The sequence below is a fragment of the Mangrovimonas sp. DI 80 genome, from assembly GCF_001975575.1.
GTDB classification, from domain to species: Bacteria; Bacteroidota; Bacteroidia; order Flavobacteriales; family Flavobacteriaceae; genus Mangrovimonas_A; species Mangrovimonas_A xylaniphaga.
Genome location: NZ_MSDT01000002.1, coordinates 1,210,618 through 1,223,765, shown reverse-complemented (window position 1 = coordinate 1,223,765; position 13,148 = coordinate 1,210,618). Strand labels below are relative to the sequence as shown.

Here is a 13,148-nt window from a genome sequence, read left to right as displayed (position 1 = left end):
TTTAGGGGAGATGAAAATCAAGAAAGCCCTGCGTAACAATTGGATTGGTGAGACTACGGTGGCTAGACCTTCAAGGTTTTTAAAACCTTAAAGGTCTGATAGAAACGATTAGTTTGGTAAATTTTAAAAAGATTTAATGACTAAAGAAAATATTTTATTGGTATTATGGATAATCTTCGGATTTATATTCATTACAGGAATTGATGCCATTCTAAACTTTATTTGCTACCTAATCTACTTTGCGCAATTGGAAGCAGGGATTCCTTTAGGCATCATAAACTATTCCATGCCTATAATTACGTTACTGTTATATCTATCCACGACTTTCCTGATGTTAAAAAACATTAAACTAGACACAAATTTAAGTGGTATTTATCTGACTCGTTTTCCCAAGAGATTGTTTATTGTTCTAGGAGTAATTTCCATATTTTTAATACCAATTACCAGCAAATTATCAGGACTATACACGGAACGCCTAACAATAAAAGAAACAGTTTATAATAGCTATGAATTTCTTGCAACTTACGGCTGGTTGACTTCAGGTATTTATATTTCAAGATGGATTATTTTAATCGTCTTGACCATTATCTTTCTAAAAAAATTAAAACTGATTGAGAACCTCAACTAAACGCAATACCCAGACACGAGCATGGGTTAACAAAAGCACCCTTGTTTATTAACATTAATTCCCTTTAGATGAAATACATTCGATACATTTCAATTGCTATTGCAATCCAAATACTTTCATGTGGACAGGCAAAACATGACCCCCATCAAGATGACTTGCAAAACCTCTGAGCACGATAAAAAAAATTCTTTACAAACAAAAAGCAGTGCTATTCCATTAAATACCCCCCACGTTACAGACACCACGATACTTGTTGATTATATATCGAAGTTTGAAAATCATAATGATTATCACCTTCCTTTAAGTTTAACTTCTGAATATACAGATGAACTATGGGAACAGCTATATAAGGCTTCTACTGGCATTGCATATCAGGGCGATTTGGAAACAATATATGAAATGCCAGATAGTATTATCAATGTGCATTTTTCAACAACAGGGATAGACCGCTTACTTTTAATTAACGCTCAACAAGATGTATTTGACACCATTTACAAAAAGAAATACAAATTCTATGATGCCTCTATAGAGTCCTACTATGTTGCTAGCTACGAAATTAAGGAAGAACAAAATGATGCTATAATTGCCATATCCACTAATAAGGATCTTACAGGTTTACTTAACAAATCGCCTGAAACCATTACAAAAGACAGTACAGAAATGAGCTACAAAAGCCTTATTAATAAAACATATAACACCATCTTTTCAGAATCTACACTTATTCACAATAAAGATACTATCTCAGTTGTTTCCTCAGGTAGTTACCCAAAGAGTACCTACAGTGTATTTTTAATACAAAACGGAATGATAAAGGACTCCCTAACAACTGAATATCTAGCTATTGAGGAAATGAAGCCTATTCCTTTAGCAACCGATAAGGAATTGACATACATCTATTCTGGCTTCCAACCAGATACCGATTGGTATTGGAATGGATTGTTAGCGATAGATATTAAAAATTGGAAATTAAAAACATTCACTAAAAACAGAATAAACAGATAAACATAAGCTAAAGAATTAGCAATGATACTTTGTTATTAAATAAGAATAAAAAGAACTAGAAAACTATTAAAAAAGGAAGCCTTTACTTTTGCTTTTAGTAACTTTAAGGATTCATACTAGGTATTATGCCCAATATTTATCAAGCAAAAAGTCATGACATTAACTGCTCTTAAACCACGCACCATCATTAAAGACACCCCTAAACTGGAAAGGGCCTATATTCAATTTGAAAAACTCCTTAACGAACTGCAAAAAAGAGACCTTCCAGAAGCTATTATACACACCATCAACACCCATATTGAAGCCCTAAACGCACTACCCGACAATGAAAAAACCTTGCGAACGCAACTAAAAAAGGGCCTGAAAAAGATTGTAACATTATTGGAGAAAGAATTGCAATTAGTCCCAAAAAATTATTACCAACAGAAATGGATGGCTATTGGAATATCTGTTTTTGGGATTCCACTTGGGGTGGTTTTTGGCACAAGCCTTGGAAATATGGCTTTTTTAGGTATTGGACTTCCTATTGGCATGGCTATGGGCATTGCCGTCGGTTCAGAAAAGGACAAAAAGGCTCAAGCCGAGGGAAGGCAACTTGATTTGGAATTGAAATATTGAATACCTAACTTTTCAAACCTGTTTATTCTCTTAAATTACTGCAACCAACTTAACCCTATACTTATAGCTTGAGACTCCTAAAAAACCTTTTGTTATTCCAAAAACCACATTTCTTTCTAGCCTATGCCATTGCCATTGTACTAGGGCTTTTGTTTGGAGGGGAGCCAGCAACCATTGGATGGTGCTTTTTGTTTACGGCTCCGCAGATGCAATTCTTCTTCTACGACCTTAAAGACAAACAACAATACTATTATTACTATAATCTAGGTTTGAGCAAGCGCACCCTCTGGGGGTCGACCATTGGTATTTGCTTCATCAACCTTGTAATACTGTCGATATTATGAATCATTTACATATAGACAGTGTTTCAAAAAGTTATGACACAAAGGTCATCCTAAGTGATGTGTATATGTCCTGTAAAAAAGGGGAGACGGTTGGTTTGATTGGACGCAATGGCTCAGGTAAATCTACCTTGCTCAAAATTGTTTTTGGTATCGAAAAAGCCGATTTTAAATTTGTAAGGGTAGGCGAAAACATAATCAAATCCGTTAAATACGGTAGAGGCCTTATCAATTACCTGCCTCAGGACAACTTCTTGCCCAACAATGTTTCCGTAAAGTATTTGATCCATTTGTTTCTTGAGAAAGCACATAGAGAAGCAGTACTTGAAAACGAATACATACAACCTCTACTAAAAAAGCAGAATCAACAGTTAAGCGGTTGCGAAAAACGCATTGTTGAAATTTTTCTGATGGCACATTCCAATGCAGACTTTGTGTTGTTGGATGAACCCTTTAATGGTCTTAGCCCGATTATAAAAACCTATGCTATTGAGTACATCAATGGACTGAAATCGTCCAAAGGCTTTATCATCACAGACCACGATTATGAAAATGTTATCCAATTGGCAGACCGTATTATGTATTTACAAAACGGTTTCCTAAAATCAATACAGGACCTCAAAGAACTGGTAACCTTGGGATATATGTCTGAAGGTGTCTATGAGCAGGTATCCTCCTTTCAACAATCCTAATAAAACTAAAAAAACAACCATTTATTTCAAATTTCATTCTACAGGGAATTGTTTATAGCTTTCTGAAAAAGTTGAATCCTTAGCAATTTACTTTTAGAAGAAACTTGTTTATTTTGATTTCAATATCTAATTTAGGGTCAACAATTTACTGCAGATCAAACTTTTAATTATTTTACAAACTTTAAGAAATCCATTTATTCTTTTACCAAAGGGGTAAATTACAATTCAACCATTTAACAGTTTTAAAATGCAGCATCCATATTAACCATAACAATTAACGCCAGCTGTAATATGTTATTCAATTCGTTTGATTTCTTATTATTCTTTCCAACAGTATTTATTCTCTATTGGAGCTTGAACAGAAATTTAAAAGCTCAGAACATCCTGTTGCTGGTATCAAGCTATATATTTTATGCCTGGTGGGATTGGAGATTCTTGTCGTTGATTGTCATTAGTTCAATAATCGATTTTACAGCTGGAGCAAGAATATTTAACGTTACTACTCAAAAGGGCAAAAAGCAATGGCTTTTAGTGAGTTTAATAGCCAATTTAGGCTTACTGTCTATTTTTAAATACTACAACTTTTTTGCAGAATCGTTCACAGACTTAGTTAGCTCTTTTGGCTGGCACCCCAATGATTTAACATTAAATATCATCCTTCCGGTAGGCATTAGCTTTTATACCTTCCAAACCTTAAGTTATACAATTGACATTTACAGAGGGCAGTTTCAACCTACTAAAGATATTATTGCCTTCTTCACCTATATCGCATTTTTCCCTCAGTTGGTTGCCGGCCCCATAGAAAGGGCTTCTAACCTCTTGCCCCAAATTGAGAAACAACGCAGTTTTAAAAAGGAATGGTTTAACGAAGGAGTAGTACAACTATTAATTGGGCTATTTCGAAAGATTGTAATTGCAGATAGTTTGGGAGCTTACGTGGACATGGTTTATGGAGATGTAAGGATTTATAATTCAACCACCATCCTATTAGCAACCTTTTTATATGCCTTTCAAATCTATTATGACTTTGCAGGTTACTCCGATATTGCCATTGGAACAGCAAAACTAATGGGTTTCAAATTCAACCAAAACTTCAATCTTCCCTATTTCTCCAAATCCATCACCGAATTTTGGAGAAAATGGCACATGTCGCTTTCCTATTGGTTACGGGACTATCTGTACATTTCCTTAGGCGGCAATAGAAAAGGCATAAAAATCACCTATCGCAACCTCATGTTAACCATGCTTTTGGGAGGCCTCTGGCATGGAAGCTCCTGGAATTTTATTATATGGGGAGGTATTCATGGTTTGGCCTTAAGTATTGAGAAGTTGATAAAATCCAATAAGAAATTAAAACTGCCCAATAGCTTAGACTTTTTGGGATATTTCAGCACTTTTTCAATTGTTCTGTTGTCTTGGATTTTTTTTAGGGCTCAAGATTTAGGTACTGCGTTTACAGCTATTTCAAAGATTGTGCACTTTGATTTCTCAGCGCCTTTTATTGGCAACAGTAATTTGGTTACAAATGCCCTACTTATGCTAACCATAGGATTTCTTTTTGACTTATTCTTATTTAAAAAACAGATTCATTTAGAAAGCTTTGGACCTCAATTTAGCGCCGTAAAAATTTCAATCATCTCCACTATCATCATTACCCTGATTAACCTATTTTATTCTACTTCCAACAATTTTATTTATTTTCAATTCTAGTGATAATGAATCCTGCAAACGTTACATATATCGCCAAAACATTTCTTATGACCCTTATCATTTCTTTCTTGATTGACAAATTAATTTTTGTTACTCTTAATAAAATTAGTGATAAGGTTTATACAGGTCAAAAGGTTGGAAAACTAAATCAATACCTTCTTCAAAAGGATGATTTCGACTTTATTGTTTTTGGAAGCTCAAGAGCCAACCACAACATTGATCCAAAAAAAATATCCAACAAGGGCTTTAATATGGGAATTGACGGTCAAAAATTAGCCTATTCAGGAACGCTCATAAAGCTTTTACAAAACAAAAAAGAACAAACATTGTTATTACATATTGACCCTGAAAACGCCTTTAATGAAGCCTACCTAGGAAATGATATAAAAGCATTATTAATAAAATATAACAGAAATAATATCGTAAAAACAGAAATAGACAATTTAAAACAAAATAACATTCTTCAAAAATATTATTGGAGTTTGAGTTACAATGGATCTGTGATTGCCATTTTAAAAAACTATTTCAAACCAAATTACGATTATAGAAGCTATTTTGGCTATGACCCAATTCATGTAAGCGAAACCCAAAGAGAGATTTTCCAGAATATTCTTCAAAAAAATGACACAGTTATTAATTGCAAATATGAATTTAAATTAAACAAAATCTACAAAGATTATATAGATGAATTAAATACATTTTGCAAAGTCAATAACAAACACCTCATTATTTTTACCTCTCCAAAATTTTCCGATAAGTGCAAGAATGACAATAAAGCTTTAAGTCAAGTTTTGGACACTAGAAACATTCCTTATTTCGATCTCACAGATTTCTTCAACAACGACAATGCCGTTGAATATTGGAAAGACAAGGAACACCTGTCAAGTAAAGGTGCTGAATTATTTACTGAGAAAATTAAAGGATTGTTTCATGAAAATTATGCACTCTTAAGAACCAAAAACACCTATTTAAAAGACTTAAGGCAATAGTACCTATAACTACAAAAAATAAGCCCCACATCACTGCGAGGCTTTTTCACACATATTAACCAATCTAATTAAAACCTATTATTATTGTCGTTATGTTTTACAGGTACTCTTTGAGGCACCAATTGTTTTCTTGTTTTATAAATTCCTAAACCCAAAACAGGCACCAGGAGTATTGCAGTTGTTATTACTATTGTTGTCATCATCAAAAATTCAATTACGGTTAAGTTACACATCCAACCTATATATTAAGTGGACTCTTGCTATACTTATAGCAATAACCGTACCAAATCACTAATAACAGACTGTCCTTTGTCGGTATTGTACCAAACCTGCAGCTCTTCCTTAAATTCAGGGGTCAATGCGCCATGTTCCGCCTTGTAAGCTTCCACCAATTGTGTGGCAGCTTCGGGTCTTGGACCAAAGGTACTGACCACTTCACCAGTAGTATCTTCCACCATGATCAATTTTGGAATGGAACGGCCACCATTGGTTAAAAATTCATCCATTAAGGCTTCATTCTCATCTCTAAAAACCAACTTTAGAGAAATGTTATCATTAAGTTCGGCTACTTTATTAATGGCAGGCACTACGTGTGCAGCATCCCCACACCAACTTTCGGTGATTACCAGCCAAGTTACCTTAGTTTGGAATTTCGCCACAGCTTCTTGAATATCTTGGGGCACTTTTATGGTCTTGTCCCACCGCTTCATACGGCGGTCGTTGAGTACTGTAAAATTAACACGGTCTTCCGATTGGTCCTCTCCTGATGTAGCTTGTTGAGCTACCAAGTCCTTGACCTTTTCACGATATTGTTCATAGTTCATACTATGTGTCAAGCTCGCTTTGACAATCTCGTCTACTCTGTTAATTTGTGATATATTCATACTCTAAAATTTTTTGACAAAATTAAGGCTAAAATGCCTATTTTTAGGTAACTGTTGTTACATTAAACAGCTCATTTTTCAACAAAATCACTATGGAAAAACACAGATGTGGATGGTGCCTAGGAGACCCACTTTATGAGACCTATCATGACGAAGAATGGGGCGTTCCTGTATATGATGATGCCAAGCTTTTTGAGTTTTTGATATTGGAGACCTTTCAGGCCGGGTTAAGCTGGATAACCATCCTTAGAAAGCGTGAGAACTTTAGAAATGCCTTTGATAATTTTGATTACAAAACCATTTCACAATACAATGATGATAAGGTCGAAGCACTGCTTCAAGATGCCGGCATCATTAGAAATAGACTGAAAGTAAAAGCCACCATTACCAATGCCCAGGCCTTTATGAAAATACAGGATGAATTTGGAAGCTTTAGCAAGTACATTTGGGGATTTGTAGATGGCCAACCCCTCACCAACAAAATAGAACACTATAAAATGGCTCCAGCCACTACCCCATTGAGCGATAACATTAGTAAAGATTTAAAGAAAAGAGGCTTTAAGTTTGTGGGTTCTACTGTTGTGTATGCCCATATGCAAGCCACAGGTATGGTAAACGATCATGAGACCAAATGTTTTAGGTATAATGAGGTTTGAAAGGAGTGAAATGCTTTCCTTACTTCTAAAGAAGATTTTCATTCATCTGATTACAGATATTTCACAAATTCCTCTCTAGGCATGTCCTCAGCACCTAAACTTTCCAAATGGTTGGTATACACTTGGCAATCTATCAACTTATAATTGGTGTTTTGAATATAGGTGATGAAGCCTGCTTTACTGGCATTGCTAACTTTGGAAAACATACTTTCACCACAAAACACCCCATTACCCAAATCAACGCCATAAAGACCGCCAACCAGTTCATTATCCAGCCACACCTCAACTGATTTCGCATAGCCCAATTCATGTAAGGCCGTATAACCGGCAATCATATCTTGGGTAATCCAACTACTAGGCTGTCCATGTCTCTTGATTTTGGAGCAAGAGGAAATAACTTCAGTAAAGGCCTTATTCACCGTCACCACAAAATCTGTATTCCGAAGCACCTGCTTCATACTTTTGGAGACTTTTAAACGCTCAGGAAAGAGTACAAATCGGGGGTCTGGCGACCACCATAGAATGGGATCGTCGTCATCAAACCACGGAAAAATGCCATTCCGATAGGCCAACAACAAACGCTCTACAGATAAATCACCCCCAATGGCCAAAAGCCCTTCTGGTGAGGTTTCCCTAACGTCTGGAAAATATAATTCATTTGTAAGAATACTTACCATCTACTACAACGTTTTCGTGAATATTCACACAACTTTCCTTTCAAAAACCAATAATTTTTATCAATTTTGAAATGGCCTGCATAATAAATTACTTATTATTCATTGCATTTTGATAATTACTTTTTATTTAGGCCGCACCTAAAACCACAATACTAAAGTCCTGGGTTTCCCAGGGCTTTTTTTATGCCTTGCTCTTAAAATTACATTCTTTTTTTGAGCTTTTCAGTAATTTGAAGCAGCTACTGTTTTCTACATACAAAAAACCCCACTTTTTAAAAGTAGGGTTTCTGTATTGCATCTAAAATTCTTAGACAATTCCTAGAAAGGAAGATCGTCATGCTCATCTTCATTCAAGTTTCCTGCTGGTTCAAAAGCATCTGCAGGTGGCATTGGAGGCATACCTCCTGAGGCTTCAGCCTGCGCTGCTTCGATACGCCATCCTTGAATAGAGTTGAAATATTTAGTTTCACCTTGTGGATTCACCCATTCTCTACCTCTAAGGTTGATACTGATTTTTACGGGCTGCCCTACTTGGTAAGAATTTAATAAGTCGGTTTTATCCTGTACAAATTCCACCATAATGTGTTGTGGATATTGTTCGTCTGTAGTAATAACAATCTCTCTTTTTCTAAACCCGCTGCTTCCGAAACTTTGGGTTGTCCCAATCATTTTAATTTTTCCCTGAATTTCCATTCTTCTTACTATTTATTCTTATTTGTAATTTTTAAATCTTATCTCAACTACCGTTATGATAGCAGTACTTTCCAAGCACTTGCCACATCCCCAAAACTCAAATAGTTTTGCGCTAATTTGTGTTTTTCCCGATGTGTCATGCTCGTTACATTGGGGTAACGCTCACTAATATCCTCTAAAAAAGCTGCAATATCCTCCTGAGAAGGCAGCTGCTCCACATTCCCAAGCATTCCCAAATCATTCCCTGTCAAGATCATGCTATTTCTGACTTCATCTGGAAGCGCATCCACACCAAGCCCTAAGGTTTGCAATGGCTTAGGAATTTCAAAAAAACCATTTCTAGCTCTGCTGTAATAACTCCCACCTGCTCTAGCCACCAAATCCAATTTCTCTTGATCGATACGCTGATCGTCGTCCAACACTTCTTCAGAAATATGGAACTTCACGACTTCACAGATTATCAAGTTTCCGGCACCTCCCTCTGTTCCCAACTTCACAATGTCATTCACCTTGCACTCAAATTGCACTGGTGATTCGGCTACTCTAAAAGGTTTTACCAAATCCGATTTCAACATGGTCAACCCAGCTTTTTCAAACTCATTGACACCTTTACCATACTCGGTACTGCTCAAGGAAGCCTGTTGTACCAAATCAAAATTCACCACATTAATAACCACTTCCTTTACCGCTTCTGCATTCTCTAAGGTATGCTTATTTGTATTGTCCCTAACTCTTCGCGCCGGTGAAAAAATCAATATGGGCGGATTGGCACTAAACACATTAAAAAAACTGAAAGGCGATAAATTAGGATTGCCTTCCTCGTCAATAGTACTCGCAAATGCAATAGGTCTTGGTGCCACGGCACTTAACAAATACCCATGTACTTTTGCAGTAGGCATGTCCTTTGGGTCAAATGAAATCATTGGCATAATTGATTTGAGGCAAATGTAACCATATTACCAAAGTAATAAAAATGATTTGAAAACCTTAAGCACAATATTATTAACAGAATTCCATTATATTTAGAATTACAAAAATTTTAGAATGACCTTATCTACCAATAGAAACATTTTACGTTGGACCATCATCGTAGTATCTTTTGTGACTATTTCCCTTATCCTTTGGAATACGTATATTTTCTTTCAAAACTTCAAGGCAGAAGAACGCACCAAGATGGAAAATTGGTCATTGGCACAGGAAGAAGTAAGCAAGGTTACCGATTTGAAATCCAATGTAGGAGAATTACCATTGGAAATCCTTAAAAGTAATACCACAACACCCATGATTTTGGTAAGCTTGGAAGGTATCACCTATAACAACATTGATGAAACTAAAGCTGAAGATTCACTATACATCCAATCACTAATTGAAAAATTTAAAAGCGAAAACCAACCCATTGAAATTCGATATAAGGACAAGGTACTCTCAACTCTATACTACGGAAATTCACCATTGTTGAATAAACTAAAATATTATCCCTTAGCCCTCTTGCTTATCATCTTTTTGTTTGGCGCCGTGGTGTATTTTTTCTACCGAAGCAACAAAAATGCCGAACAAAACAAACTTTGGACAGGAATGGCCAAAGAAACGGCCCACCAAATAGGCACCCCACTTTCTTCACTTGTAGGATGGATTGAAATTTTAAGGTCTGAAAATGTAGATCCTGACTATATTTTGGAAATGGAAAAAGACGTACAACGCCTTCAAACCATAACAGAGCGTTTCAGTAAAATAGGCTCTATGCCCACCCTTACCAAAACTGACATTGTAAAGGAAACCATAGATAGTTATGCCTATTTAAAATCGCGTTCTTCAAAACTGATTGATTTTGACATCTCCGTTCCAAATGATGAAATATTTGTAGATCTCAACTCGCAACTTTACAGCTGGACCATTGAGAACTTGGTAAAGAATGCCATCGACGCCATGAAGGGCAAAGGCAAATTAAGTGTTGCCATAGAACATGACACCAAACATGTAAAAGTAAATATTACGGATTCGGGAAAAGGAATTTCCAAACAACAGTTCCATCAAATTTTTGAACCCGGCTACACTAGCAAAAAGCGTGGTTGGGGACTTGGGCTATCTTTAGCCAAACGCATCGTAGAAGATTACCATAACGGCAAAATAAAGGTCCTACACTCCGAAATCGGTAAGGGTACGACCATGCAGATAAGTTTAAAAATTCTTTCGTAAATTTGAGTTTATGAGCGCATCATTTTTTACCCTAAAAGAAGTTGATCTTAACAACAATTGCCCCGAGTGCTATTCCAAAAAAGGCCTACACTTAACCTTTAAGCAAAAGTTGGTGGAAAACGCCTTTTACAAAGCCGTCACCAAAGACACTAGCCATACGCTCTATTGCCATACCTGCAATACCGAAATCTATCCCGTACAATGGACCCATGAAATAGAGCAGGTATTCGCTTACCAACAGCGCGCCACTCCGGCCAAACCAAGGTCTGTGAAACTCACCAAATTATCATGGATACTTATTGCCTTAGACCTTTTGCTCATTTTGGCTATTATCCTATACGTGTTTGGCGTTTTTGAAAATTGATAAACTATAAATGTGAGGCAATAGCCTTGGCAATTGCTTCAAATTCTTCAGGCTGCAAGGTTTCTTTGGAAAGAAAACGGGCATCATCCATTCTATTCAACGGAATTAAGTGTACATGCACATGAGGCACTTCCAAACCAATCACCGAGACACCCACGCGTTTACAAGGAACTGCTTTTTCCAATGCAATGGCTACTCGCCTTGAAAACGCCATTAAACCCATATAGGTAGCTTCGTCCAAATCGAAAATCTTATCAACTTCCTTTTTTGGAATACATAAAGTATGTCCCTTTGCATTAGGGTTGATGTCCAAAAATGCCAAAAACTCATCAGTTTCAGCAACTTTATAACAAGGAATCTCTCCGTTAATAATTTTTGTAAATATTGATGCCATGGTGATTCAGAATTAGATTTAAAGATAAAAAGATTCCCGCAGAACGGGAATCTTTTACTTAAATTTTAAACTGGTCTATCGAGACCGCCTATGATCTTGAAATTTCTAGAATATCAAATTTCATAACACCATTTGGTACCTGAATGTCTGCAACTTCTCCAACAGATTTCCCTAATAACCCTTTACCAATTGGAGAATTTACAGAGATTTTACCAGAGGCCAAATCGGCTTCTCCATCGGCAACCAAAGTATAGGTCATTTCCATACCGTTCGTTTGGTTTTTGATTTTCACTTTTGAAAGCACTAATACCTTAGAAGTGTCCAATTGCGACTCATCAATCAAACGTGCACCTGCCAAAATATCTTCCAACTTAGAAATTTTCATTTCCAATAAACCTTGCGCCTCTTTAGCAGCATCATATTCGGCATTTTCACTCAAATCCCCTTTGTCCCTTGCTTCTGCAATGGCTTGAGAGGCTTTTGGGCGTTCTATATCCTTAAGTTGTCTTAACTCATCTCTTAATTTCTTCAGTCCTTCCGCAGTGTAATAAGATACTTTACTCATAACTTCATTATTTAAATTGTAAACTGTAGCCGAAGTTCGTTCAGCATAAAAAAAATCCCGCTAGCACGAGATTACATACAAATTTACACAATTTTTTTAAATGTTAACTAGGCCTAAAGGTAACTAAAAAAATGGGAGTTCAAAGTAGGTGGTACTTTATAATAATTCGTTAAATTTTTAAAGAGCTCATATGCAAGGCCTACAGAAAGCCTTAATTTTATCGTAATTTGCAGTTCTATTTTACAGCTATGAAAAAACTAATGACCTTTTTAACCCTACTGCCTTTATTGTTAGCCTGTGGTGGTAACGACGACCAAAACGAATGCAATTACCTGCCCAATGTTGGTGTGAATGCGTCTTTGAATATGAACTTACCACAGTACAGCCAGTTGCAATTTCCAAGCAATCCTGTGTATGTGGGCAACCAAGGTGGTGTTGGAGGTTTTTTTGTGGTGAATACAGGTTTTGGATTTATGGCTTTTGATGCCGCCGACCCTAACCATGCTGTGAGCAATTGCTCCACTTTAAGTATTGATGGCATTGAAGGCGTTTGTGGCTGTACCGATGCCAACACCTATAGCTTAATTACAGGACAACCACTTTATAACTCCGAATTGCCCTGTGGCCTGAGGATGTATGTGGTAGAACAAAGTGGAAACATGCTGTACGTTTACAATTAAAATAATATCCTATCGAAATAAAAAAAGCCAAAACTGAAGTGTCGTTTTGGCTTTTTAGT

The 13,148-nt window shown here is 36.4% G+C and carries 17 protein-coding genes; 11 read left to right on the top strand and 6 right to left on the bottom strand.

From position 1 onward, the window contains the following. The first annotated feature begins 136 nt into the window (after positions 1–136). From BKM32_RS05960 to BKM32_RS05930, 7 genes are all read left to right on the top strand, one after another. Positions 137–628: a hypothetical protein gene (locus BKM32_RS05960; protein ID WP_076662946.1), complete on the top strand. Its 492-nt coding sequence runs from the start codon at positions 137–139 to the stop codon at positions 626–628. Between the two features lie 135 nt (positions 629–763). Then, positions 764–1,630, top strand: a complete 867-nt coding sequence (locus BKM32_RS05955; protein WP_076662945.1) for a hypothetical protein — start codon at positions 764–766, stop codon at positions 1,628–1,630. Between the two features lie 153 nt (positions 1,631–1,783). Continuing rightward, entirely contained in the window at positions 1,784–2,248 is a 465-nt protein-coding gene (locus BKM32_RS05950; protein ID WP_076662944.1) for a hypothetical protein, read from the top strand. A 68-nt stretch (positions 2,249–2,316) separates the two neighbouring features. Then, on the top strand, positions 2,317–2,592 hold the full coding sequence (locus BKM32_RS05945; RefSeq protein ID WP_076662943.1) for a hypothetical protein: 276 nt from the start codon (positions 2,317–2,319) through the stop codon (positions 2,590–2,592). Then, positions 2,589–3,281, top strand: coding sequence for an ATP-binding cassette domain-containing protein (locus BKM32_RS05940; RefSeq protein WP_076662942.1), 693 nt, complete (start codon positions 2,589–2,591; stop codon positions 3,279–3,281). Before BKM32_RS05945 ends, BKM32_RS05940 begins: the two co-directional genes overlap by 4 nt. 354 nt (positions 3,282–3,635) lie before the next feature. Then, a complete protein-coding gene (locus tag BKM32_RS05935; RefSeq protein WP_253187425.1) occupies positions 3,636–4,991 on the top strand; it encodes an MBOAT family protein in 1,356 nt (451 codons plus the stop codon). Positions 4,992–5,038: 47 nt separating this feature from the next. Beyond that, on the top strand, positions 5,039–5,980 hold the full coding sequence (locus BKM32_RS05930) for a hypothetical protein (RefSeq protein ID WP_123812068.1): 942 nt from the start codon (positions 5,039–5,041) through the stop codon (positions 5,978–5,980). 266 nt (positions 5,981–6,246) lie between these two features. Here the strand turns inward: BKM32_RS05930 and BKM32_RS05925 are convergent, their stop codons facing one another. Continuing rightward, the gene (locus BKM32_RS05925) at positions 6,247–6,864 is read right to left on the bottom strand and encodes a thioredoxin family protein (protein ID WP_076662939.1); all 618 of its coding nucleotides are present in this window, start codon (positions 6,862–6,864) and stop codon (positions 6,247–6,249) included. Positions 6,865–6,956: 92 nt separating this feature from the next. On the opposite strand from BKM32_RS05925, the gene BKM32_RS05920 reads away from it, so the two are divergent. Next, positions 6,957–7,520, top strand: a complete 564-nt coding sequence (locus tag BKM32_RS05920; protein WP_076662938.1) for a DNA-3-methyladenine glycosylase I — start codon at positions 6,957–6,959, stop codon at positions 7,518–7,520. 50 nt (positions 7,521–7,570) lie between these two features. Here the strand turns inward: BKM32_RS05920 and aat are convergent, their stop codons facing one another. The 3 genes from aat to BKM32_RS05905 all read right to left on the bottom strand — a co-directional run bounded on the left by aat (position 7,571) and on the right by BKM32_RS05905 (position 9,813). Next, a complete protein-coding gene (gene aat, locus BKM32_RS05915; protein WP_076662937.1) occupies positions 7,571–8,197 on the bottom strand; it encodes a leucyl/phenylalanyl-tRNA--protein transferase in 627 nt (208 codons plus the stop codon). A gap of 318 nt (positions 8,198–8,515) precedes the next feature. After that, positions 8,516–8,890, bottom strand: a complete 375-nt coding sequence (locus BKM32_RS05910) for a DUF3127 domain-containing protein (RefSeq protein ID WP_076662936.1) — start codon at positions 8,888–8,890, stop codon at positions 8,516–8,518. Positions 8,891–8,943: 53 nt separating this feature from the next. Further along, on the bottom strand, positions 8,944–9,813 hold the full coding sequence (locus BKM32_RS05905; protein ID WP_076663068.1) for a flavin reductase family protein: 870 nt from the start codon (positions 9,811–9,813) through the stop codon (positions 8,944–8,946). A gap of 121 nt (positions 9,814–9,934) precedes the next feature. Here BKM32_RS05905 and BKM32_RS05900 point away from each other — a divergent pair, with 121 nt between their 5' ends. Further along, on the top strand, positions 9,935–11,086 hold the full coding sequence (locus tag BKM32_RS05900; RefSeq protein ID WP_076662935.1) for a HAMP domain-containing sensor histidine kinase: 1,152 nt from the start codon (positions 9,935–9,937) through the stop codon (positions 11,084–11,086). Positions 11,087–11,096: 10 nt separating this feature from the next. Next, entirely contained in the window at positions 11,097–11,450 is a 354-nt protein-coding gene (locus tag BKM32_RS05895; RefSeq protein WP_076662934.1) for a hypothetical protein, read from the top strand. Between the two features lie 4 nt (positions 11,451–11,454). On the opposite strand, the gene BKM32_RS05890 is transcribed toward BKM32_RS05895, so the two are convergent. Further along, positions 11,455–11,844 (bottom strand): HIT family protein, encoded by a 390-nt coding sequence (locus tag BKM32_RS05890; RefSeq protein ID WP_076662933.1) that lies wholly within the window; start codon positions 11,842–11,844, stop codon positions 11,455–11,457. 88 nt (positions 11,845–11,932) lie between these two features. Next, on the bottom strand, positions 11,933–12,409 hold the full coding sequence (greA, locus tag BKM32_RS05885; RefSeq protein ID WP_053976903.1) for a transcription elongation factor GreA: 477 nt from the start codon (positions 12,407–12,409) through the stop codon (positions 11,933–11,935). Between the two features lie 248 nt (positions 12,410–12,657). Between greA and BKM32_RS05880 the strand changes: the two genes are divergently transcribed. Continuing rightward, complete coding sequence (locus BKM32_RS05880) at positions 12,658–13,089, top strand: hypothetical protein (RefSeq protein ID WP_076662932.1); 432 nt, start codon at positions 12,658–12,660, stop codon at positions 13,087–13,089. Positions 13,090–13,148 lie beyond the last annotated feature (59 nt).